Genomic DNA, 23,107 nt, shown 5'->3' on the forward strand with positions numbered 1-23,107 from the left:
GCGGGATCGGGGTCGCGGGGCTGTCAGGCGTAGAAGTTCGCCATGGCGGCGAAGGAGTCCGCCTTGAGCGAGGCGCCGCCGACGAGGGCGCCGTCGACATCCGGCTGGGCCATGAGCTCCTTGATGTTGCCGGGCTTGGCGGACCCGCCGTACAGGATGCGCGCGGCGTCGGCGGTGTCGTCGCCGAAGTCGGTGCGCAGGGCCTGGCGGATCGCGTGGCAGACCTCCTGGGCGTCGGCGGCGGTGGCGGTCTCGCCGGTGCCAATGGCCCAGATGGGCTCGTAGGCGATGACGATCTTGGCGACGTCGGCGGGGCTCCAGCCCTTGAGGGCCGCACGGATCTGACCGATCACGAACTCCACGTGCGTGCCGGCCTTGCGGATCTCCAGGGCCTCCCCGCAGCACAGGATCGGGGTCATGCCGGCGTCGAGCACCTTGCGCGCCTTGGCGCCCACGAGCTCGTCGGACTCGCTGTGGTACTCGCGGCGCTCGGAGTGGCCCATGACCACGTAGGTGCAGCCGAGCTTGGTGAGCATCGCGGTGGAGACCTCACCGGTGTAGGCGCCGTTGTCGTGCACGGACACGTCCTGGGCGCCGTACTTGATGTCGAGGTTGTCGGCGTCGACGATCGTCTGCACGGTGCGGATGTCGGTGAAGGGCGGGATGACCAGGACCTCGCACTTGGCGTAGTCGTGGTCGTCATCCTCCAGGGCCATGGCCAGGCCCTGGACCAGGTGGTTGGCCTCGAGGTGGTCGAGGTTCATCTTCCAGTTGCCCGCCATGAGCGGGATGCGGTTCGTCATAGTGGATCAGCCTTCCAGGACAGCGATTCCGGGCAGGGTCTTGCCCTCGAGGAGCTCGAGGGAGGCGCCACCACCGGTGGAGATGTGGGAGAAGGTGGACACGTCGAATCCGAGCGTGCGCACGGCTGCGGCGGAGTCGCCCCCGCCGATGACGCTGAAGGCGTCGGAGGCGGAGATCGCCTCGGCCACGGCCTTGGTGCCCGCGGCGAAGGCGGGGAACTCGAAGACGCCCATGGGGCCGTTCCACACGACGGTCTTGGACGACGCGATGGCCTGCGCGAAGAGCTCGCGGGTCTTCGGGCCGATGTCCAGGCCCATCTGGTCGTCCGGGATGGCGTCGGAGGGCACGACGGTGGCGGGGGCGTCAGCCTTGAACTCGGGGGCGACGACGGTGTCGACGGGCAGGAGGAGCTCGACGCCGCGCTCCTTGGCGGTGGCCAGGTATCCCTTGACGGTGTCGACCTGGTCCTTCTCCAGCAGCGAGGTACCCACCCCGTGCCCCTGGGCGACCATGAAGGTGTAGGCCATGCCGCCGCCGATGAGCAGGCGGTCGGCCTTGCCCAGGAGGTTGGCGATCACGCCGAGCTTGTCGGAGACCTTCGAGCCGCCCAGCACCACCGTGTAGGGGCGCTCAGGGTCGTTGACGGCCCGGCCCAGGGACTCGATCTCCTTGCGCACGAGCAGGCCCGCGGCGGCCGGCAGGAGCTTGGCGACGTCGTAGACGGAGGCCTGCTTGCGGTGGACCACGCCGAAGCCGTCGGAGACGAAGACGTCACCCAGGGCGGCCAGCTCGGCCGCGAAGGCGGCACGCTCGGCGTCGTCCTTGGAGGTCTCAGCGGCGTTGAAGCGGACGTTCTCCAGCAGGACGATCTCGCCGTCCTTCAGGTCGGCGACCGCGGCCTTGGCGGAGGGGCCGACGGTGTCCTCGGCCAGCGTGACGTTCACGCCGGTGACCTCGGCGAGGCGCTTGGCGACGGGGGCCAGCGAGAAGTCGGGGTTGACCTTGCCCTTGGGGCGACCGAGGTGCGCGACGATAATGACCTTGGCGCCGGCGCCCAGGAGGGTCTTGAGGGTGGGCAGTGCGGCCTGGATGCGGCCGTCGTCGGTGATGTTCTTGTCGGCGTCGAGCGGGACGTTGAAGTCGGAGCGGACCAGGACGCGCTTGCCCTTCAGGTCGCCCAGGGACTCGATGGTTTTCATGAGAAACCTCTTATCGGTGGTGGTGGCTGGTAAAAGGGAGCCGGCTCGACGCGCTCGCCGGAACCGGGGGCCCTGCCGCCGGCGGTGGCACCGGCGGCGGGCCCGACGGACTGCGCCCGCGCACGCAAGTGGCGTGCGCGGGCGCAGTCTCAGGGGAGCATCATGCTCTCGGGCGTCGTGCTCAGAGGCGCTCGGCGACGTACTCGGTCAGGTCGACGAGGCGGTTGGAGTAGCCCCACTCGTTGTCGTACCAGGACAGGACCTTGACGAGGTCGCCAATGACCTTGGTCTCGGTGGCGTCGAAGATCGAGGAGTGCGAGTCGCCCACGATGTCCGCGGAGACGATCGGGTCCTCGGTGTAGGCCAGGATGCCCTTGAGCGGGCCCTCGGCGGCCTCCTTGACGGCGGCCTTGACGGACTCGACGGAGACCTCCTTCTCGGCCTGGAAGGTGAGGTCCGTCAGGGAGCCGGTCGGGGTGGGCACGCGCACGGCCAGGCCGTCGAACTTGCCCTTGAGCTCGGGGATGACCAGGGCGACGGCCTGGGCCGCGCCCGTCTTGGTCGGGATCATGGACAGGGCGGCGGCGCGGGCGCGGCGCAGGTCCTTGTGGGGGGCGTCGAGAATGCGCTGGTCGCCGGTGTAGGAGTGCACCGTGGTCATGATGCCGCGGACGATCCCGAACTTGTCGTTGAGGACCTTGGCCAGCGGGGCGAGGCAGTTAGTGGTGCAGGAGGCGTTGGACACGATGTTCATCGTGGCCGGGTCGTACTTCTCCTCGTTGACGCCGATGACGAAGGTGCCGTCGACGTTCTTGGCGGGGGCGGAGATGACGACCTTCTTGGCGCCGCCGTCGATGTGGGCCTTCGCCTTCTGGCCGTCGGTGAAGAAGCCGGTGGACTCGACGACCACCTCGACGCCCAGGTCGCCCCAGGGCAGCTCGGCCGGGTCGCGGTGGGCGAGGACCTTGATGTGCTTGCCGTCGACGACGATGCCCTCGTCGTCGTAGGAGACCTCACCATCGAAACGGCCGAGGATGGAGTCGTACTTGAGCAGGTGAGCGAGGGTCTTGTTGTCCGTCAGGTCGTTGACCGCTACAACCTCGAGGTCCGCCTTCTGCTTGAGGGCGGCGCGGAAGAAGTTGCGGCCGATACGACCGAAGCCGTTGATACCAACGCGGGTGGTCACTTTAGGTCCTCCTAGTACGCCGGTACGGCGCACGCTGTTCGTGTCTTCGCACACCGGAGTGTGCCCCGGACCGCGGGGGCTGCGCCTCTGCGCTCCGGCACTCGGGAGTCTAGCGTTTGCGACTCGTCTCACGCGAGGATCGGCCACGCCAAGGGCGAACAGCGGCGGGAGAAAAGGCCTCGCACGTGATCTGGCATACGTTTGACATCCTGAACCGGGACCGATGTCCCATGAGCGGGTCCCACCGGGTCGGCGCGCCGGGGTCCGGCGGCGAGACCGGGAGCCCGCGATCGGGCCCCGCCGCATCGCGCGTCGAGATCACATGTCGAGCATGTCCTGGGTGAGGGCGGACTCGGTGTCCGGCACGCCCAGCTCGCGGGCCCGCTTGTCCGCCATGGCGAGCAGGCGCCGGATACGGCCCGCGACGGCGTCCTTGGTCAGCTGGGGGTCGGAGAGCCGGCCGAGCTCCTCCAGGCTCGCCTGCTTGTGCTCCATGCGCAGGCGCCCGGCCTGCACCAGGTGCTCGGGAACGTCGTCGCCCAGGATCTCGAAGGCCCGCTCCACGCGCGCGCCCGAGGCCACGGCCGCACGGGCGGAGCGGCGCAGGTTGGCGTCGTCGAAGTTGGCCAGCCGGTTGGCAGTGCCGCGCGTCTCCCGGCGGGAGCGCCGCTCGCCCCAGGTCGCGAAGGTCTCCACGGCGCCCATCCGCTCCAGCAGGATGCCGATGGCCTCGCCGTCGCGCACGACGACGCGATCGGCCCCGCGCACCTCGCGGGCCTTGGCGGCGATGTCGAAGCGCCGGGCCGCGCCGACCAGGGCCAGGGCCGCCTCGCTGCCGGGGCAGGTGACCTCCAGGGACGAGGAGCGCCCGGGCTCGGTCAGCGACCCGCGGGCCAGGAAGGCCCCGCGCCAGGCGGCGGCCGAGGCGTTGCGCCCGCCCTGGACGACGGCGACCGGCATGCCGCGCACCGGCCGCCCCCGCCCGTCGACGAGCCCGGTCAGGCGCGCCAGGTCCTTGCCGCGGTCGGTCACGCGCAGCACGTAGTGGTTGCCGCGGTGCAGGGAGCCGGACTGGACCACGACGACCTCGGGCTCCATGGAGAACAGGTCGCGCAGCTCGCGGTGGAGGCGGCGCACCGCCCCCCCGTGATCGAGCTCGGCCTCGACGACGATCCTGCCGGAGACGATGTGCAGCCCGCCGGAGAAGCGGAGCATGGAGGCGACCTCCGCGCGCCGCTGGGCGGCGTTCTGAGCGGTGACGTGCGCGAGCTCGTCCTTGACGGCCACTGTCAGTGACATGGCGGGGAACCTCCTCGGTCGGTGAAGGCGGACGGTCAGTCCGCTTGGGTCCAGGCGACGTCACCCATGACGCCGTCAAAGGCGTCGCGGAAAGCGGCGGCCAGACGCAGGGGGTCGTGGTTGCACAGGGTCTCGCCCGTGCGCACCTGACGCAGGACGACGACGGCGCCGAGCTGTCCCGCGACAGCCTCCAGGTCGTCGATGTCCTCCACGACGCTCGGATCGGCAATAATAACGTCTAATTGCAGATCCGGTGCGTACTCATTGAGGACGCGCAGGTGGTCCGCGGAGGTCATCCCGTCGGTCTCCCCGCGCTGGGAGGACAGGTTGAGCACGACGGCCTTGAGGGCCTTCGTGCTCTCCAGGGCCCGCCGCATGGAGGGCAGGATCAGGTGGGGCAGGACCGAGGTGTACCAGGAGCCGGGCCCCAGGACCACCCAGTCGGCCTCGTCGATGGCCTGCACCGCCTCGGGGTGGGCGTCCGCGTCGGCGGGGACGATGCCCACATTCTCCATCTGGCCCCGCTCGGTGGCCACGGCCACCTGTCCGCGCACCCGCCTGCGGCGGGCGCCGTCGACGATGTCGGCCTCGATGACCAGGGGCGAGGCGCTCATGGGGATCACGCGCCCGTGGATCGCCAGAAGCCGTCCGACCCAGTCCAGGCCCTCGACCTCGTCGCCGAGGAGCTGCCACAGCGCGAGGATGAGCAGATTGCCCAGGGCGTGGTTGTCGAGCTCGCCCTGGCCGGCGAAGCGGTGCTGGAGCACGTCGCGCCAGGTCAGCCCCCACTCGGAGTCGTCGGTCAGCGCGGCCAGGGCCATGCGCAGGTCCCCGGGCGGCAGGCAGTCGAACTCGCGGCGCAGGCGCCCGGAGGACCCGCCGTCGTCGGCGACGGTGACCACCGCCGTGAGGCGATGGGTGACGTGCCGCAGCGCCCGCAGTGTCGCTGACAGGCCGTGCCCCCCGCCGAGCGCCACAACCGCCGGCCCGTCCTCGCCGCGTCGCGGCCAGCCCGCGGGGTCAAGCATCGAGTGCGCATTCACGGGCTCTCACTCCCGCCCCAGGTCGCGGTGCTGGGTGGAGACCTTGAAGCCGGCGGCGCGCAGATGGGCGGAGATCCGCTCGGCCGAGGCCACCGAGCGGTGCTTGCCGCCGGTGCAGCCCACCGCGATCGTCACATTCGGCTTGAGCTCCTCGAGGTAGGCGGGCAGGGCGGGGGCCAGCAGGGCGGCGTAGCCGTCGACGAAGGCGGCGGCGCCCTTCTGCCGGAAGACGTACTCGGCCACCGGCGCGTCGCGCCCGGTGAGGTGGCGCAGCTCGGTGACCCAGTAGGGGTTGGGGATGAAGCGCACGTCCAGGACGTGATCGGCGTCCATGGGCAGGCCGTACTTGAAGCCGAAGGACATGACCGTCACCTGGAGCGCCAGCTCGGACTCGGTGGCGACCAGCTCCCGCACGCGCCGCGCCAGGTCGTGGACCGAGTAGTCGGTGGTGTCGATGACGTGGTCGGCCTGGGCCTTCAGGCCCGCCAGCAGGGTGCGCTCGTGCCTGATGCCGTCCAGGATCGAGCCCGTGCCCTGCAGCGGGTGGGGGCGCCGGGAGGACTCGAAGCGCCGGATGAGGACGGAGTCGGAGGCGTCCAGGAAGATCAGGCGCAGGCTGACCCCGGACTTGCGCAGCTGGCCGAGGTACTGCATGAAGGAGGCGAAGAACTCGCGGGTGCGCACATCGACCACGGCCGCCAGGCGGTGGACCCCCGCGCCGACCGTCGTCATCATGCCCGCCATCGCGGGCAGCAGCTGGGGCGGGAGGTTGTCGACGACGTACCAGTCCAGGTCCTCCAGCGCATTGGCGGCACGGGAGCGGCCGGCCCCCGACATCCCGGTGACGATGATCATCTCGGGCCGCTGGGCCGGCGGGACGGGCGGAGTCGCGTCATCGATGACGGGGATGAAAGGAGGCACGGTGTCCCGCAGAGGGTCGCGGCCCTGACTCGGGTCGCGGGCGGAACTGGCGGCAGAGCGGTGGGCGTCCATGCGTCTAGCATGGCACGCTTCGCGCGGGCATCCGGGGCGCGCCATGGGTAGCGTTGCGGGTGACACGCCCCGACACCGCCGCTGGAGACGCCCATGGCCACTGAACCCGACGACGCCGCCGAGACCGCTGAGGACGCCGACGCCGTGAAGGCCGCCGGAACCGCCGGGGGCGCCGGCTGCCGTACCGCCCCGCCCCTCATCGGAACGCCGTGGACGCGGTCGGCCACCCGCGTGGCGCTGCTCGGCTCGGGGGAGCTCGGCAAGGAGATCGCCATCGCCCTCATGCGGCTCGGAGCGGAGGTCACCGCCATCGACCGCTACGACGGCGCTCCCGCCCAGCAGGTGGCGCACAACGCCCTGACGGCGGATATGGGCGACCCGGAGGCGCTCACCGCCGCGATCCGCTCCAGCGGCGCGAGCATCGTGGTCCCGGAGATCGAGGCGCTGGCGACGGATGCCCTGGTGGCCCTGGAGGACGCCGGCGGGGCGCGCGTCGTGCCGACCGCGAGGGCCGCCCGCCTGACCATGAACCGGGAGTGGATCCGGCGCCTGGCGGCCGAGGAGCTGGGCATTCCCACCAGCCCCTATGTCTTCGCCTCCAGCCCCTCCGAGCTCGCGACCGGCGCCGAGCGAGTCGGCCTCCCCTGCGTCGTCAAGCCGGTCACCTCCTCCTCCGGCCACGGGCAGTCGGTGGTGCGCTCCCCCGACGAGCTCGCCGCGGCCTGGCGCCGCGCGGGGGCGGACGGGCGGGTGGACCGCGGGCGGGTGATCGTCGAGGGCTTCGTCGACTTCGACGCCGAGGTCACGCTGCTGACCGTGCGCTCCCGCGACCCGCGCACCGGAGGGACGGTGACGAGCTTCTGCGCCCCCATCGGGCACCGCCAGGTCGATGGCGACTACGTGGAGTCCTGGCAGCCCCAGGCCCTGGCGCCGGCGGTCCTGGAGCGCGCCCGGCGCACGGCGGCCACGGTCACGGGGGCGCTCGGCGGCTGGGGCCTGTTCGGGGTGGAGCTGTTCATCTGCGGCGACGAGGTCCTCTTCTCCGAGGTCTCCCCCAGGCCCCACGACACCGGCCTGGTCACGCTGGCCAGTCAGCGCCTGAGCGAGTTCGAGCTGCACGCCCGGGCCCTGCTGGGCCTGCCGGTGGACACCGCCCTGCGCTCCCCCGGCGCCTCGGCCGTGATCAAGGCCGCCGGCGACTCGGCTCCCGGCGAGGGCGTGAGCTTCACCGGGACCGATGCCGCGCTGGCAGTCCAGGGCGCCGACCTGCACCTGTTCGGCAAGCCCGTGGCCCACCCGGGCCGCCGGCTGGGCGTGGCCGTGGCCTGCGCCGACGACGTCGCCACCGCCCGGCGGCGGGTCCGCGCCGCGGCCCAGGCGGTTCGGCCCAGCGTCTGAGACGGACGGGGCCGGACCGGGGTCGCAGTGCGACTGCGCGGGTCCCGAGCCGACTCGCGGCCTCCCGGCGCACCGGGCCCGGCCGGGACCCGTCGTCCCGGCCGGGCCAGAGCGGGACTGCTCAGTCCTGCGAGTGACCGGAGCGGTCGACGAGAGTGCCCCCGTTGGAGGCGATGAGGTCCCTGTACCAGCCGAAGGACCTCTTGCGGTAACGGGCCAGGGTCCCGGCGCCGTCGTCGTCGCGATCGACGTAGATGAAGCCGTAGCGCTTGGACATCTGGGCGGTGGAGGCCGAGACCAGGTCGATGCACCCCCAGGATGTGTAGCCCAGGACCTGCACGCCGTCGGCGATGGCCTCGCGGACCTCGACGAGATGGTCGTTCATGTAGTCGATGCGGTAGTCGTCCTCGACGGTGGGGCCGTCGGGGCCCTGAACGAGGACGTCCTTGGCGCCCAGGCCGTTCTCCACGATGAACAGCGGCTTGCCCCAGCGGTCCCAGTAGTCGTTCAGGATCGTGCGCAGGCCCGCCGGGTCGATGGCCCAGCCCCACTGCGAGACCTCGAGGGTGGGGTTGACGACGCCGCCCATGAGATTGCCTCCCCCGGCCTCGCGCTCCTGTGTGGCGGTCTCGCAGGAGGACATGTAGTAGGAGAAGGAGACGAAGTCCACCGTGTGCTCGGCCAGCAGCTCGCGGTCCTCGGCGGTGATGTTCAGCTCCACTCCCCTCTCGGCGAGCTTGCGCAGGTAGTATCCGGGGTAGGCGCCGCGCGCGTGGACGTCCCCGAAGGCGTAGTTGTCGCGCTCGGCCTGCTTGGCGGCCCACACGTCGCGCGGGTCGGGGGTCAGCGGGTAGAAGGGGATCGCCAGGATCATGCAGCCCACCCGGATGTCGGGGTTGACCTCGTGGGCGATGCGGGTGGCGGCCGCGGAGGCGACGAGCTCGTGGTGGATCGCCTGGTAGAGGTCCTGGTCGCTGAGCTCCTCCTTGGGGGTGTTGATGCCCCCGGACATGAAGGGCTCATGGAGCACTGAGTTGATCTCGTTGAAGGTCAGCCAGTACCTCACCCGCCGCCCGTAGCGCTCGAAGAGGGTGCGGGCGTAGCGCTCGAAGAACCCGATCGTGCGCCGGTCGGCCCAGCCGTCGTAGGCGCGGGCCAGGTGCAGCGGGGTCTCGTAGTGGCTGATGGTCACCAGTGGCTCGATGCCGTGCTTCTCGAGCTCGTCCAGGACCCGGTCGTAGAAGGCCAGGCCCTCCTCGTTCGGCTCGGCCTCGTCCCCGCGCGGGAAGATCCGCGACCAGGCGATGGAGAAGCGGAAGACCTTGAAGCCCATCTCCGCGAAGAGGGCGATGTCCTGCTCGTAGCGGTGGTAGAAGTCGATGGCCTCGAGCTTGAGGTTGTCCGGCGTGGGCTCCTGCGTGCGGGGTCTGACAATGCCCCCGGGCATGACGTCCTGGACGCTCAGGCCCTTGCCGCCCTCGTCCCAGGCGCCCTCGATCTGGTTGGCGGCGGTGGCCCCGCCCCACAGGAAGCCGTCGGGGAAGACGGGGGGTGAAGTGATAGCAGCGGTCATGGTCGTGTCATTCCTTCTGTGCTGTGCTGTGCTGTTCTGTGAGGTTCTGCACCACGGCACCACGGCGCCGCGGCTCTGCGCGGCCCGGTCCGGATGCGCTCGCGCCGTCAGTGACTGATCTCAATCACGGTGTCGTCGGTGGTGACCTCGCCGTCGACCACGGGGACGACGGCGGCCAGGGAGGCGGTGTTGGTGACCACGAGGATGGTCGTGGGATCGTATCCGGCGTCCCGTACCGCAGCCAGGTCCACATCTACCAGGGGGTCCCCGCGATCCACCCGTTGCCCCGCGCTCACCCTGGGGTTGAAGCCCTCGCCCTTGAGGTTGACGGTGTCGAGCCCGACGTGGATGAGGATCTCGACGCCGTCGTCGGTCTTGATGCCGTAGGCGTGGCCGGAGTCCATGGCGGTGACGACGGTGCCCGCCACCGGGGCCACGACGCGCCCCTCAGCGGGGAGGATGCCGACACCGCTGCCGAGCGCCCCGGAGGAGAAGACGGGGTCGGCGACCTTCTCCAGCGGCATGGCGGTGCCCGCCACCGGCGCGAGCGCAGCGGTGGTGGGCTCGGCGGGGGCGGTGTCGTCCTCGGCGGCCCCGGGCGCCTCCTGGGCGGTGGCCTCGGCAGGCTCGGTGAAGCCGAGAACGAGGGTGAGGGTCAGGGAGACGACGACGGCCACGGCCGTTCCGACGAAGAACAGCAAGATGCTGCCGTGCTGCAGGAAGGCAGGGATCGCGATGAGAGAGGGGAAGACGAAGGCCGAGCTGGCCACGCCGCCCATCGCGACGATGGCACCGCCTATGGCACCGCCGACGCAACCGAAGACGAAAGGACGCTTCAGCGGGAGATTGACGCCGTAGATGAGGGGCTCGGTGATGCCAGCCAGGAAACCGGACACCGTGGCGGGACCGGCCACGCCCCGCAGCCTGGCGTTGCGAGCACGTATGAAGACTCCCAATGTTGCCGCGGCCTGAGCGAGGACCGCGGGCACGAGCGGCCCCGCCATGACGATGTAGCCGACCTGGTCGAGGTCCGAGAGCATGATCGGCACGAACCCCCAGTGAACGCCGAACATGACGAAGATCTGCCAGCAGGCGCCCATAATGGCGCCCGCGAGCCAGGGCACGGTGTCGAAGAGCATGACGATGCCTCTGGACAGGCCCCGCGAGGCATAGGTGGTCAGGGGGCCGAAGGTCAGAAGCGTGAGGGGCACGATAACCAGCATGGAGACCATCGGGACCGTGAAGTTGCGGATAGCGCTCGGAAGCACCTTCTTGACCTGCCGCTCAAGGTGGCCCTGGATCCATACCGCGACAATGATCGGCAGCAGGGAGGACGTGTAGCTGGCCATGACCACGGGGATGCCCAGGAAGGTGACGTGGGTGGCGCTGGCCAGTTCGACGATGCCCGGATAGACCAGCGCGCCGGCGATGGCGACGGAGGTGATCTCGTTGGCCTTGAAGTGGCGGGCGGCCGTGATCGCCAAGACGATGGGCAGGAAATAGAATATGGCATCATCGACTGCGCCCAGGATCGTGTAGGTCGTACTTGCCGGGTCGATCCAGCCCAGCGTCTCGAACAGGGCGACGAACGCCTTGATCAGACCTGCTCCTGCCAGCGGCCAGATAATGGGGTTGAGGATGGCCGACACGAGCTTGACGAACCCGTCCATGATACTGCCGCTCGGGCCGTCACCAGCACCATCCGTGCCGTCCATGCCACTGGTCAGGCTCTGGAGCTCCTCGTAGAGGATGGGCACGTCATTGCCGATGACGACCTGGTACTGGCCGCCCGCCTGGACCACGGTGACGACACCCTCGAGCTGTTTGATGCTCTCGGTCGCGGCCTTGGACTCGTCCCTGAGGACGAAGCGCATGCGGGTGGCGCAGTGCGACATCGTGGAGATATTGTCCTCACCCCCCACCTGCTCCAGCAGGCGCGGCGCCAGCGCCGCATAGTCTGTCTTCGCCATGAAGATCCTCCTTGATCCGGGACCCGCGGGGAACAAAAAAGACCCGAGACTCCTCCTCGCGCTCACCGCGCGAAAAGCGTCTCAGGTCTTGCCCCGGTCGGGTCACAATCCTGTGGGCCGCTCCGGGCCCGGAAGAAGTTTACGACAGCCGGTCCGCGATCGGGCAAGCCTCCGCCGGCATGAGGTGTCTCTCAAAGGCGCCCAAAGACCTCGTCGCGGTCGTTGGGGCCGGTCAGCGCGCGGCGACCGCGTTCTCGAAGCGGGCCACGTGCATTGTGAGGTAAGCGGTCTCGTCGTCGGAGACGGCGGTGCCGAGCCTCAGCTCGAGGAGGTCCTTGATGCGCAGGGCGATCTGGTAGGCGTGCGGCCGGGCCTCGCGCAGTGCGATACCGACGATGGACGCTGCGCCGTCGGCGACCTGGATCCCGCTGCGGGCGCGGGCGAGAAAGTAGCGCAGGTGCGCCGCGAAGCGGGCCGTGTCGATGGAACCGGGGTCGAAGTCGTCGCCGTAGGCGGCCTGGAGGGTGTCGATGACCTGGGCGATGAGCCGCGACTGGCGGGCGGCCTCCCGGGTCGAGCGCGCCCCGACAGCGGCGGTGAACAGGTGAAGGGCCAGGGCGACCGCCTCCCCCGCGGGCAGCTGCACCTCCTGGGCCGCGTTGAGCTCGACCACCATGGCCTCGGCCAGGCGCAGCTCCTCGGGGTGCAGGTGGGCCGCCTCCGCGCGCAGCGGGTAGTCCATGACCAGCCCCCGACGGACTCGCTCCATGGCCTGGTTGACGTGGTCGACGACCGCGACAATGGTCGAGGAGGGCACTCCTGCGCCCAGCTCTCGGGCCGCGCGCCGGAAGACGCGCTCGATGAGCGCCAGGCGCTCCAGCGGGATCCCCGCGATCACCTCGGCGACGGACTCGGCGTTGTCGGCCGGGATGTAGCGGCGGGCGACGAGCGAGGCGTCCACCTCCTGACCGGCCCTGCGCCGGAAGCCGAGGCCGCGGCCGGTAAGGACCGCCTCGCGCCCGATCTCGTCGCGGGCCAGCACGACGTTGTTATTGAAGACCCGTAGGATCACCATGGCCCGATTGTGCCACGGGTCACTTCTTATTGGCCTCAGGGAGCAGCCGGCCCCGGCGGGGCCGGCCCAGCCTCCTCGGCCTTCTCAGTCCTCCACGCCCACCATGACCGAGGAGGCCTTGATGACCGCGACGGCCTTGGCGCCCTCGGTCAGGCCGAGCTCCTCGATGGCGGCGTTGGTGATGGAGGAGGTGATGACGACCCCGGGAGCCACCTCAATGGTGACAATGCCGTTGACGGCGCCCTTCTCGATCGCGATGACGGTGCCGGGCAGCTGGTTGCGCGCGGAGAGCCTCATGCGGGTTCCTTCCGGTCGTGCCGGCCGTCGGAGCCCGCGGGGTCCCGGACCGGCGTGAGGTTTTTGAGAATCGTAGCGGCCAGGGCCGGGCCGATGCCCTTGACCGAGGCGATCTCCTCCGCGCTGGCGGCGCGGATCCGCTTGACGGAGCCGAACTTCTTGAGCAGGGCGGCCTGTCGTGCAGGGCCGAGCCCGGGCACGTCGTCGAGCACGGAGCGGGTCATGCCCGCCGAGCGCTTCTTGCGGTGGTGGGTGACGGCGAAGCGGTGCGACTCGTCGCGCAGGTACTGCAGCAGGTAGAGGGCGGGGGAGGTTCGCGGCAGCACCACGGGGAACTCCTCGCCCGGAACCCATACCTCCTCCAGGCGCTTGGCCAGGCCCACCAGGGGCACGTCGATGCCGAGCTCGTCCAGGACGGCGCGGGCGGCGCCCACCTGCGGCGGGCCGCCGTCGACGACGACGAGGCTGGGGGCGTAGGAGAAGCGTCGGGCGCGACCGGTCTCGGGGTCGATGGGCCCCGAGGCGATGGGGACGCCGTCGCCGTCGGCCCCGACGAGCTCCCGGATGGACCCGGCGCCCGCCTCCCCGGGGCCGGCGCCCTGCTCGGCCAGCAGCCGCTTGAAGCGGCGGGTGAGGACCTCGCCCATGGCGGCGGTGTCGTCGGCCGCCCCGCCGCCGTCCTGGCCACGAACGATGAAGCGCCGGTAGTCGGCCTTCCGGGGCGCGCCGTCCTCGAAGACGACCATGGATCCGACCTGGTGGGTGCCCTGGGTGTGGGAGATGTCGTAGCACTCGATGCGCAGCGGCGCCTCGGGCAGGTCGAGGGCCTCGGCGAGCTCCTCCAGGGCGGCCGAGCGCTGGGTGAGGTCGCCAGCACGGCGGGTCTTGTGCAGGCGCAGCGCCTCCTCCGCGTTCTTGCGTACGGTATCCATAAGGGCGGCCTTGTCGCCGCGGGCCGGCACGCGCAGGTCGACCCTCGCGCCTCGCAGGCCGGCCAGCCACTGGCGCACGGCACCGGCGTCGGCGGGCACGGCGGGGACGAGGACCTCGCGCGGGACGGCTGTGGTGGCCGCGTGGGCGACGTCGTCGACGCTGGTTGCCGCAGCGGCTCCGGAGCGCCGCGCCCGGGCGCCCTGGGGCCCGGAGCGCGCCAGCGGCGCAGCGGGGGCGCGCTCCCCCACCCCCAACGAGGTCGTGGGGCCCGAGCGCTCGGGCGCGCCCGCCCCGGAGGGGTCGAGCAGGTCGCCGTAGACCTGCTGGAGAAGGCGCTCGACAAGCTCGGCGTCGGCGGCGTCCTCGACCAGGTCGATGACCCAGCCGCGCTGACCGCGCACGCGCCCGCCGCGCACGTGGAAGACCTGCACGGCGGCGGTGAGCTCGTCGCGGGCCAGGGCGAAGACGTCGGCATCGGTGGCGTCGGGCAGGACCACGGCGTTGCGCTCGATGACCTTGCGCAGGGCCTCGGCGTCGTCGCGCAGTCGGGCTGCCCTCTCGAAGTCCAGGGCCGCGGCGGCCAGGCGCATGCGGTCCTCGAGCTCGCGCAGGTAGGGGCCGGTGCGCCCGGCCATGAAGGAGCAGAAGTCCTCGGCGAGCTCCCGGTGGTCGGCCTCGCCTATGCGGCCCACGCAGGGCGCGGAGCACTTGTCGATGTAGCCCAGCAGGCAGGGGCGGCCCGAGGCGCGGGCGCGCTTGAACACCCCTGGCGAGCAGGAGCGGACGGGGAAGACGCGCAGAAGCTGGTCGAGGGTCTCGCGGATGGACCACGCCTGCACGAAGGGGCCGAAGTAGCGGGTCCCGGGCCTGCGGGCGCCGCGCACCACCTGGGCGCGCGGGTAGGTCTCGGACATGGTGACGGCCAGGTACGGGTAGGACTTGTCGTCCTTGTACATGACGTTGAAGCGCGGGTGGAACTCCTTGATCCAGGAGTACTCCAGGGCCAGGGACTCCACCTCGGTGCCCACGACCGTCCACTCCACGGCGCAGGCGGTGGTCACCATCGTCTGGGTGCGCGGGTGCAGGGCCGCCGGGTCCTGGAAGTAGCTGGACAGGCGGGAGCGCAGGTTCTTGGCCTTGCCGACGTAGATGACGCGGCCCTCGCCGTCGAGGAACCGGTAGACGCCGGGCGAGGTGGGGATCTCGCCGGGGGCGGGGCGGTACGTCGAGGGGTCGGCCATACAGGGCAGACTAGAGGAGTCGGATCAGAGCCCTGTTGCGGACGCCCGTCCGCCGGTAGGTTGCCGGTTATGAGCAGCGCCACTCATGCCGCCCCTCCGCCCGCGACCGGCGTCCGCCCCCCAGGCCTGCGCCTGGTGGCCGTTGACATGGACGGCACCTTCCTCGGCCCCGGCCTGCCCGGAACCTACGACCGCGCTCGCTTCGCCCCGCTGCGGGCCCGCATGCGCGAGCAGGGCGTGCGCTTCGTGGTGGCCTCCGGCAACCAGGAGCACCAGATCGCCGGGTACTTCGAGGGCAAGGAGGGCGGGGTGGCCCTGCGGCCCGACGGCATCGTCTCGGACAACGGCGCCATTGTCACCGCCTTTGACGCTGCCGGGCATCAGCGGCTCCTGGAGTCCTCCATGCCCGCGGAGGCGCTCGCAGCGGCCCTGTCCGTCCTGGAGGACTACCCGGGCATCGGCGTTCTCGGTTCCGGGCCGGAGGGGGCCATCGTCCCCGAGGACCAGGACCCGGAGCTGAGTCAGCTGCTGGTGCGCTACCACACGCGCTTCCGGTTCGTACCCGACCGTGCGAGCATCGCCGCCCACCGGGTGTCCAAGCTCGCGATCGTGGACCTGCGGGGGATCGACCCGGATCTGCCCGCCCGTCTGGACGAGGCGCTGGGCGCAGCGGTGAGGGCGGTGACCTCGGGGCACGAGTCGGTCGACCTGATCGTCGCGGGCCGTCACAAGGCCTCCGGGCTCGATCTTCTGCTCGACCACTGGGGGCTGCGCCGCGACGAGGCGGCCGCCTTCGGCGACTCGGCCAACGATGCGGAGATGCTGCGGCACGTGGGGGTGGGCGTGGCCATGGGCAACGCCTCGCCACAGGCCGCGGCGGCCGCGCACCACCGCGCACCCGCGAACACCGAGGCGGGTGTGCTTGCCGTTCTCGAGTCCTGGTTCCCTGAGCGCTGAGAGACCGAGACCAAGGAGACGTCCCGTGTGCGCAGGCTCTCAGCTTCCCTTCGCCGCCGCGCCGGACCGCCGGCGGGTCGTCCTGATCGACGTCGACGGCACCCTGGTCACCTACACCGGTGCCCTGCCCGACTCCGCCGCCAGCGCGGTGCGGCGGGCGCGCGCCGCCGGGCACCGCGTCTACCCCGCCACCGGCCGCTCCAAGGCCGAGATGCCCGCATGGTTCGACGAGGTCGGCTTCGACGGGATGATCGGCGCCAACGGCTCCTACATCGAGTCCGACGGCGAGGTGGTGGCCCACCGGCGCATGGCGCCCGTGGATGTGGCTGCCGTCGTCAACTGGCTGACCCGGCGCGGTCTGCCCTTCTACCTCGAGGCCAACTCCGGCCTGTACGCCTCCCCCGGGTTCCGTCAGGCCGCCCTGCCGGCCGTGCGCGCCTATGTCGCGGGCAAGGGCCGGGCCGACGCCGGGGCGGTGAGCGTCGATGAGGTCCTGCACGGGCTCGTGGAGACCGCCGACCTCGCCCGCGACGACGTCAACAAGATCAGCTATGTGCTCTCGGGCCCCGCAGACCTGGAGGCGGCGCGTGCGGCCTTCCCCGCGCTCGCGCACAGATCGTGGGGCGGGCGGGGGCACGCCGCGCTCTTCGGCGACACGGGCGTCAAGGGGATCGCGAAGTCCCGCGCGATCGATCTCCTGCTCGCCCGCATCGGCGCGGAGCTCGCCGACACGGTGGCCCTCGGCGACGCGATGGTCGACATCGACATGCTCGGCCACTGCGGCGTGGGCGTGGCCATGGGCAACGCCTCGCAGGCGGTCAAGGATGTCGCGGACCTGGTGACCGACGACGTCGAGGACGACGGCCTGGCGAAGGCCCTCGCGCGTCTGGGCCTGCTGGGCTGACGGCGGGCGCGCCGCGAGTCGGGACGGCGGCGGGCGCACCTGGCGCGGGGCCGGGCTCAGGGCGCGCCCGGGTCGCCCTCCCGGCCCTCGCGCTCGGGCGTCTGCTCGGCCGGCAGCTCCAGGCGCGCGCCCCGGCGGGTCTCGGGGACGAGGTCGGTGGTGAATGCGTACCGGGTGAAGGGCGTGCCGGGCTCGGCGCTGTCGCGGGCGGCGTCGGCCGCTCGCCGCATCTCGGTGGCCAGGTCCGCCAGGCGCCGGGCATAGGTGCGGGCCAAGTCCTTCGGCATCCAGATCATGCCGTCGATGTGGACCAGCGGCCCCTCTTCCGCCGCCTGCGCACGGATGACGTGCTCGGCCACCTGGCTGAAGCGAGTCCGCAGCACGGAGCCGAAGGCGTCATTCAGGTCATCGGCGTCGGTCGCCTCGCCGGAGTCCGTGATCCCGCGCCGGGGCGAGGTGTACCAGTGGTCGCGCGCCGTGCCGCCCTCGGGCCCCTCGGCGTCCAGAACGTACCCGGCGTCCCGCAGCCTGCGGACGTGGTAGCTGATGGAGTTGGCGGGCTCACCGAGGATCTCAGCGAGGTCGGCCGCCCGCAGCGGCCTGTTGGCGTCCCACATCTCGGTGAGGATCGCCAGGCGAAGCGGGTGGGCGACGGCTCTCATCACGGCGGGGCCGGCGACTTTGCGGACCATAGGGAGACCCTAGACAGCGCGAGAATCCTGCGCAAGACTCAATGTTCAGCAATTGTTGCACATGATTCGCCGCGCATGTGCGGTTGCAGTATGTCCGCTGCGCTACGACCGTTGCGCACGCCTTCTCTGCGTTCCCGTACCGCGCAGCGGCACCCGCTCCGGACAGCCCCGCCCCTTTCGGATCTCAGGTTCGCAGGCTCCTCGCGGCCATCCCGGACTTCGCCGCGCACGCCTTGTTGCTCATGCCGCGCGTCGTCTCCGGAGCCGCCCGCCTGCCCTACCGAGCCGCCCCGGCGGCCCTATCGACGTCCCCAAGACCCGAGGATCTTCATCCGTACCGACATCGTGCTTGCAGGGGCAGGCGATCTTGCGTCATAAGACGCCCGCCGACACGGCCGCCGCCGTTGGGGCGAGCGAGCCGCTCATCGTCCTCTGCCGGTCGCTCGCAGACGCGACTCTGGTGGTGGGCGATACTGGGATCGAACCAGTGACCTCTTCCGTGTCAGGGAAGCGCGCTCCCGCTGCGCCAATCGCCCGAGGTGGGTACCGGATTCGAACCGGTGTAAACGGCTTTGCAGGCCGGTGCCTAGCCTCTCGGCCAACCCACCAGTGAGATGCCGGGGGCTGGGAGGCCTCCCTGCTCCTCGGAGCGGATGACGGGACTCGAACCCGCGACCCTCACCTTGGCAAGGTGATGCTCTACCAACTGAGCCACATCCGCGTGCATTCCACTGACCCGTACCGGGGCGCGTGGCGCTGGAAAACCATAACATCCTCACGACCGCCGAGAGCAAACGACAGCGCGGTGATCCACCTCACCAGGGCCTCGTTTGCCCGACGGCACCGGCGGTGGATAGCCTGTCCCCCGCATCGGGCGATTGGCTCAGGGGTTAGAGCGCCTCGTTCACACCGAGGAGGTCACTGGTTCGATTCCAGTATCGCCCACCACGATGCCCCGACATGAGTCTGCGCCGTGAGCAGCACGGGTGGCGTCGGGGTCGGGGCCGTGTGAGCCGGCGGGCGTCCACCAGGTAGCCCTTGAGGGTCCGTGCGACTGCGTTCAGCTTGTGAGTCAGCCGGTCCCGCTCGAGCTTTGAGCAGGTCCGGCGGCATCGCTCCGGCGTAGCGATCCCGAAGCAGGCTGCGCCGCCGTCCCTCGCCTGGATGACCGGCTCCGATGCGGCCGACCCGACGTGCCGAGAGCAGGCGTTGCCGCCTGCCGTGACCTGACGAGCGCCCAAGGGCGAGTCTGGGACCGCTGTCGCCCTACCGTCTTGTCCAGCCAGGCTCCATGAGCAGTCAAGCAGCCACTGCGGGCCTTGGCCGACTGGGCGCGGCACCAGATGAGGGGCCGCCCGTGGCGGGCGGCCCCCGGACCTGTACGCACAACAGCACCGTCCCACCTATCGACGGCCCGCAGGCTCTGCGTGACGCTCCGGTCGCCGTGCTATGAAGACTCCATCGTTGACGATTGAGCGGATCATGCTCTCGTCTCATGTCAACGAAAGCGAACAAAAAATGTCACCACCGGTTGGTTGTCGCTGGCACGAGGCCTCACTACACTGCAATCATGAATAATACTCAGGCGCAGCCGCCCGCTCGCACCCTCCGGCTGAATGAGAATCTGATCTTTCTGCGAAGAAGCCGTGGCTGGTCTCTTGAAGCGGCGGCGGAGAGAGTCGGCGTGTCTCGTCAAGCAGTTTCCCGGTGGGAAGCCGGCAGCGCGACGCCAGATATTTTCCATTGCGATGCTCTGGCGAAGCTCTACGATGTGTCAATTGACAATCTCCTACATTTTGACAGGGCTCAATCCGAAGTGCCCATACCGCCTGCGGGCAAGCACGCCCTCGGTGTAGTACGGCTCGATGACGAGGGTCGGGTGGAGATCCCACATCGAGCGAGAGAGATTCTTCAATGGACAAGCAGAACAGAGCTGGTCGTACTTGTTGACGAGAACCCGCAGACAGCCGGTGTCGCGCTGGCGCCAGCCGATCAGTTCTTCGCCGTAGCGCGAAGGCTGATGGATCAATTCTACCCGCAGGAAGGCGCAGACGCACAAAGCGGCCTCATGCAGCCGCACAGAAGAAGAGACGAATCATGACCGTCCTAGGCCGAATCTGCATCAGCCTCATTGTCATTGCGGCGCTGGCCGGAATCTACGCCTATCGTAACATGACCTACGACCGGCGGGCGCTGCAACAGATTCAGAAGGCGAGGGTCACAGAGAAGCAGGCAGTGCTGCCGGACGGGTCGGTACTTAATTTCGGCGAGGGGCCGGACGGGGCAAAGAAACCACCGCTCTTACTGCTGCACGGACAAAATGTTTCATGGGAGGACTACGCGCCGGTTCTGCCTGCGCTGGTCAGGGAGTACCACGTGTACGCTGTTGATTGCTACGGGCACGGCGGCTCCAGCAAAAACCCAGACAAATACTCGGCGGAGGCTATCGGCGCGGACCTCATCTGGTTCTTAAAAAATGTCATCGGCCAACCAGCGGTCGTGTCGGGGCACTCCTCGGGCGGATTACTCGCAGCATGGCTGGCGGCCAACGCGCCCGACCAGGTCCGCGGCGCGGTCATCGAAGACGCGCCCTTCTTCTCGACGGAACCCGGACGGGCCGAAAGCACTTTTGCCGGAAAAACATTCAAGATCGTTCACGATTTCCTGAACCAGACAGACGAGCCCAGCTACACCGCATACAACCTGGAGCACAATTACATGCAGACACTCTTCAACAAGGGCGGCACCGACAACTGGGCCAGAATCGTGAAGAATCCTGCGCTTCACTACATGCAGAAGCATCCCGGAGAGCTCCCCCGCATCTGGTACTACCCCCGGTCGCTCGGAGTGAACAGCATCTACGACTTGACCGCAAACATGCAAGACGGTACCGGCGACTACGATTTGAGGTTCGGTGAAACCTTCTACAATTACTCGTGGTTCAAGAACTTCAACCAGTCCGAAACCCTGGCGCGCATCACAGTGCCAACCACAATTCTGCATGTAGCGGCCCCAAAAACTACCGCGCCGAGCTACTACGACAGCAACGGGGTGCTACTGGCGGCAATGGACGAAGAAGACGCGGCCAAAGCCACGAGCCTCATCAGAGGAGCCGAGCTCATTGACGGCTTTGAATCACAGCACGATATTCATCAGGACCAGCCGGAGGCGTTCACAAAGGCTCTGACTGATTTTAAATGGCGGGTCTGGCCGTAGCTTGTGCACGAGCGGCGACCACCACCCGCATCACCACGCCTCCCCGGCCGAGGACGGGGCGCTCCGGGGCGGGGCTCACGGCGATGGTCCGCCCGTCAGCAGGATGGGAATGCAGCGGGCGCACATGCTAGACTGAGCCGGTGAGGCACAACATAGTTTTTCGCATATTTTTCGGACTGTCGATCATTCTCATAGGCACTATTGTCCTGCTGCAGAATCTCAAGGTCATTCAATTCCAGTACTGGCCCGAGCTGTGGGGCGGTCTGTGGGCGCTGCTGCTCGTCGTGGCGGGCGTGACGGCCATGGCCGGGCGGCGGAAGATATGGGGCGCGCTGCTGCTGGTGGCCGGTGTTGCGATAGCGCTATGGAACTTTCACGTGGTCGACGTCGATCTGTGGGACGTCTTCTGGCCGGTCCTGCTGGTCGCCGGCGGCATCGCGGTGCTGTTCCCGTCGCTCAGGAGAGGCGGGCCGAGGCGATCCGGTGCCGCCGAGTCTGTGACCACGGTGTTCAGCGGCGACAACCGGAGAGTCAGCGGCGATTACGCGGGCAGCGCCATCACGGCGGTCTTCGGCGGTGCCGAACTCGATCTGCGCCGGGCTCAGATCAAGGACGGCGCGGTGATCGAGGTGTTCGCCCTGTTCGGCGGCGTCAACATCATCGTGCCGAGCGATGTCGTGGTGGAGAACCAGATCACCAGCCTCCTGGGCGGCGTCGACAATAAGACGAGTCCGGTGGCCGCCGAAAAAAGGCTGTACCTGCGTGGCCAGTGCATGCTCGGCGGCGTTGACGTGAAATAGCCTCGCCGTCGTCGCCGGCCGCCCGGCAGGGCGGAGGTGCCCGAGCGCGCACGGACCGGGGCCCGGACCGGCATGGTCCGGGCCCCGGTGCACCGGCCGGTGCGTCTGGACGGCGGTCAGAGCCGGGTGCCGGAGGCCACGTCCCCCGGCGAACCGGCCTCGGCAACATGAGCGTCACCGGTGGCGACGACGTCGGCCCCGAAGGTCCAGTCGCCCTCCACCGTGAAGCGCTCAGCGCCCCGCAGCGACGGCGCCCCCGCCGGGAAGCGCGCGTCGAAGTCCTTGATCTTCTTGTAGTAGCGCGGATCGAGGCTCACGGTGCAGGCCCGCTCGGGAACCATCCGGAGCAGGCCGTTCTCATCGACCTCGTAGACGTCCGAGCGCAGCAGAAGCAGGTCATTGGTCGTCTTGACCGGCAGGAAGCGGCTGCGCGGCACCTCCACGGCGGTGGCGCCCTCGAAGGCCTCGACGGCGGCGCCCATCGCGGTCTCGAGCTGGATGACCGGCGTCGAGGAGGAGTCCGCCGGGTCGACCGTCTTGGCGTTCTTGATCAGCGGCAGACCGAGGATGCCCTTGCGCTCGGTGAGCGTGTCGCGCAGGACCCGCAGGTCGAACCAGAGGTTGTTGGTGTGGAAGAAGGGGTGGCGGTACTGGTCGGTGAAGAAGTGCATCTCGTCGGCCGGCGTCTGGGCGGTGTCGCGCAGAATGATCCGGCCGTCGCTCTTGCGCACCGCCAGGTGCCCGCCCTTGACGTCGGCGGGCGTGCGCCGGCACATCTCGGGGGCGTACGGTGCGCCGGAGGCCGCGAACCAGCCGGCGATGCGGGCGCTCGGCGCGGCACCCAGGTTGTCAGAGTTGGAGGTCATGGCGTACCTGTAACCGTGCTCCAGCAGCGTATCGAGGACGCCGGAGGCGACCAGGGCGGTGTAGATGTCGCCGTGCCCGGGCGGGCACCACTCGAGGTCGGGATCCGCCTCCCACGTCACGGGGGTGAGGTCGTCGGCACGAAGCTTGGGCTCCCGGTTCTGCAGGAAATCCAGGGGAATCCCGTCGACCGCGACGCCGGGGTGCTCGGCGAGGGCCGCGAGCGTGTCGTCCCGGGTGCGGAAGGAGTCCATGAAGATCAGCGGCAGGGAGACGCCGTGGGTCCGGCGCGCCGCCATCACCTGGTCGACCAGGATGTCGAGGAAGGACTTGCCGTCGCGCACGGGCAGCAGCGACTTGGCCCTGTCCATGCCCATGGACGTGCCCAGGCCCCCGTTGAGCTTGATCATCACGGTGCGCGACAGCGCCTCGCGGGCACCGGCCTCGCTGATCTCGACGTCCTCGATGGAGTCGATATGCGTCAGAGGCTCGATGGTCTCCTCGGGGATCAGACCGGTGGCGCCGTCCTCCAGGGCCCGGTAGTAGTGGCTGAAGACGTCGATGGCCTGCTGCGCGACGCCGGCGTCGCGCATCTTGCGCTGGGCGGCGTTGAGTCCGTTCTCGCTCATGGCGCGAGCCTAACGGGTCGCCTGCGCATCTGCG

At 69.7% G+C, this 23,107-nt stretch carries 19 protein-coding genes and 4 tRNA genes; 7 read left to right on the forward strand and 16 right to left on the reverse strand.

Annotation, left to right across the window (positions count from 1 at the left end; genetic code table 11):
• Positions 1 to 23: 23 nt before the first annotated feature.
• The 6 genes from tpiA to rapZ form a co-directional block, all read right to left on the reverse strand.
• Positions 24 to 803 (reverse strand): triose-phosphate isomerase, encoded by a 780-nt coding sequence (gene tpiA, locus AIF0345_RS08705; protein ID WP_285295913.1) that lies wholly within the window; start codon positions 801 to 803, stop codon positions 24 to 26.
• Between the two features lie 6 nt (positions 804 to 809).
• Positions 810 to 2,003 carry a phosphoglycerate kinase gene (locus AIF0345_RS08710; RefSeq protein ID WP_285295914.1) on the reverse strand — a complete coding sequence of 398 codons (1,194 nt, stop codon included), beginning with the start codon at positions 2,001 to 2,003 and terminating at the stop codon, positions 810 to 812.
• 181 nt (positions 2,004 to 2,184) lie between these two features.
• On the reverse strand, positions 2,185 to 3,189 hold the full coding sequence (gap, locus tag AIF0345_RS08715; protein WP_043562134.1) for a type I glyceraldehyde-3-phosphate dehydrogenase: 1,005 nt from the start codon (positions 3,187 to 3,189) through the stop codon (positions 2,185 to 2,187).
• A gap of 318 nt (positions 3,190 to 3,507) precedes the next feature.
• The gene (gene whiA / locus AIF0345_RS08720; protein ID WP_043562133.1) at positions 3,508 to 4,488 is read right to left on the reverse strand and encodes a DNA-binding protein WhiA; all 981 of its coding nucleotides are present in this window, start codon (positions 4,486 to 4,488) and stop codon (positions 3,508 to 3,510) included.
• Between the two features lie 35 nt (positions 4,489 to 4,523).
• A complete protein-coding gene (locus AIF0345_RS08725; protein ID WP_268916262.1) occupies positions 4,524 to 5,516 on the reverse strand; it encodes a gluconeogenesis factor YvcK family protein in 993 nt (330 codons plus the stop codon).
• 21 nt (positions 5,517 to 5,537) lie between these two features.
• Positions 5,538 to 6,524 (reverse strand): RNase adapter RapZ, encoded by a 987-nt coding sequence (gene rapZ, locus AIF0345_RS08730; RefSeq protein ID WP_043562129.1) that lies wholly within the window; start codon positions 6,522 to 6,524, stop codon positions 5,538 to 5,540.
• 93 nt (positions 6,525 to 6,617) lie between these two features.
• Between rapZ and purT the strand changes: the two genes are divergently transcribed.
• Positions 6,618 to 7,922, forward strand: a complete 1,305-nt coding sequence (gene purT, locus AIF0345_RS08735; RefSeq protein ID WP_285295915.1) for a formate-dependent phosphoribosylglycinamide formyltransferase — start codon at positions 6,618 to 6,620, stop codon at positions 7,920 to 7,922.
• A 121-nt stretch (positions 7,923 to 8,043) separates the two neighbouring features.
• Here purT and AIF0345_RS08740 read toward each other — a convergent pair whose 3' ends face one another.
• From AIF0345_RS08740 to uvrC, 5 genes are all read right to left on the reverse strand, one after another.
• Entirely contained in the window at positions 8,044 to 9,495 is a 1,452-nt protein-coding gene (locus AIF0345_RS08740) for a glycoside hydrolase family 1 protein (RefSeq protein WP_285295916.1), read from the reverse strand.
• Between the two features lie 107 nt (positions 9,496 to 9,602).
• The gene (locus AIF0345_RS08745) at positions 9,603 to 11,465 is read right to left on the reverse strand and encodes a beta-glucoside-specific PTS transporter subunit IIABC (protein WP_285295917.1); all 1,863 of its coding nucleotides are present in this window, start codon (positions 11,463 to 11,465) and stop codon (positions 9,603 to 9,605) included.
• A 232-nt stretch (positions 11,466 to 11,697) separates the two neighbouring features.
• Complete coding sequence (locus AIF0345_RS08750) at positions 11,698 to 12,540, reverse strand: PRD domain-containing protein (RefSeq protein ID WP_043562122.1); 843 nt, start codon at positions 12,538 to 12,540, stop codon at positions 11,698 to 11,700.
• Positions 12,541 to 12,624: 84 nt separating this feature from the next.
• Positions 12,625 to 12,837: a TOBE domain-containing protein gene (locus AIF0345_RS08755; RefSeq protein WP_043562120.1), complete on the reverse strand. Its 213-nt coding sequence runs from the start codon at positions 12,835 to 12,837 to the stop codon at positions 12,625 to 12,627.
• On the reverse strand, positions 12,834 to 15,011 hold the full coding sequence (gene uvrC, locus AIF0345_RS08760) for an excinuclease ABC subunit UvrC (protein ID WP_285295918.1): 2,178 nt from the start codon (positions 15,009 to 15,011) through the stop codon (positions 12,834 to 12,836). Before uvrC ends, AIF0345_RS08755 begins: the two co-directional genes overlap by 4 nt.
• 69 nt (positions 15,012 to 15,080) lie before the next feature.
• On the opposite strand from uvrC, the gene AIF0345_RS08765 reads away from it, so the two are divergent.
• Positions 15,081 to 15,968 carry an HAD-IIB family hydrolase gene (locus tag AIF0345_RS08765; protein WP_285295919.1) on the forward strand — a complete coding sequence of 296 codons (888 nt, stop codon included), beginning with the start codon at positions 15,081 to 15,083 and terminating at the stop codon, positions 15,966 to 15,968.
• Between the two features lie 25 nt (positions 15,969 to 15,993).
• Entirely contained in the window at positions 15,994 to 16,872 is an 879-nt protein-coding gene (locus AIF0345_RS08770; protein WP_052374839.1) for a Cof-type HAD-IIB family hydrolase, read from the forward strand.
• Between the two features lie 56 nt (positions 16,873 to 16,928).
• Here AIF0345_RS08770 and AIF0345_RS08775 read toward each other — a convergent pair whose 3' ends face one another.
• From AIF0345_RS08775 to AIF0345_RS08790, 4 genes are all read right to left on the reverse strand, one after another.
• A complete protein-coding gene (locus tag AIF0345_RS08775; protein WP_285295920.1) occupies positions 16,929 to 17,564 on the reverse strand; it encodes a winged helix-turn-helix domain-containing protein in 636 nt (211 codons plus the stop codon).
• Between the two features lie 461 nt (positions 17,565 to 18,025).
• Positions 18,026 to 18,100: transfer RNA gene (locus AIF0345_RS08780), tRNA-Val, on the reverse strand.
• Position 18,101: 1 nt separating this feature from the next.
• A tRNA-Cys gene (locus tag AIF0345_RS08785) sits at positions 18,102 to 18,172 on the reverse strand.
• 40 nt (positions 18,173 to 18,212) lie between these two features.
• Positions 18,213 to 18,285: transfer RNA gene (locus AIF0345_RS08790), tRNA-Gly, on the reverse strand.
• 151 nt (positions 18,286 to 18,436) lie between these two features.
• On the opposite strand from AIF0345_RS08790, the gene AIF0345_RS08795 reads away from it, so the two are divergent.
• The 4 genes from AIF0345_RS08795 (at position 18,437) to AIF0345_RS08810 (ending at position 21,580) form a co-directional block, all read left to right on the forward strand.
• Positions 18,437 to 18,512, forward strand: a tRNA-Val gene (locus tag AIF0345_RS08795).
• A gap of 622 nt (positions 18,513 to 19,134) precedes the next feature.
• Positions 19,135 to 19,665: a helix-turn-helix transcriptional regulator gene (locus AIF0345_RS08800; RefSeq protein ID WP_285295921.1), complete on the forward strand. Its 531-nt coding sequence runs from the start codon at positions 19,135 to 19,137 to the stop codon at positions 19,663 to 19,665.
• Positions 19,662 to 20,780, forward strand: coding sequence for an alpha/beta fold hydrolase (locus AIF0345_RS08805; protein ID WP_285295922.1), 1,119 nt, complete (start codon positions 19,662 to 19,664; stop codon positions 20,778 to 20,780). The genes AIF0345_RS08800 and AIF0345_RS08805 overlap by 4 nt, the downstream gene beginning before the upstream one ends.
• 140 nt (positions 20,781 to 20,920) lie before the next feature.
• Positions 20,921 to 21,580: a LiaF transmembrane domain-containing protein gene (locus AIF0345_RS08810; RefSeq protein ID WP_285295923.1), complete on the forward strand. Its 660-nt coding sequence runs from the start codon at positions 20,921 to 20,923 to the stop codon at positions 21,578 to 21,580.
• Between the two features lie 116 nt (positions 21,581 to 21,696).
• Here AIF0345_RS08810 and AIF0345_RS08815 read toward each other — a convergent pair whose 3' ends face one another.
• Entirely contained in the window at positions 21,697 to 23,073 is a 1,377-nt protein-coding gene (locus tag AIF0345_RS08815) for a UTP--glucose-1-phosphate uridylyltransferase (RefSeq protein ID WP_285295924.1), read from the reverse strand.
• Between the last annotated feature and the right edge of the window lie 34 nt (positions 23,074 to 23,107).

Origin of the sequence: Actinomyces israelii, assembly GCF_030253495.1 — a bacterium.
GTDB classification, from domain to species: domain Bacteria; phylum Actinomycetota; class Actinomycetes; order Actinomycetales; family Actinomycetaceae; genus Actinomyces; species Actinomyces israelii.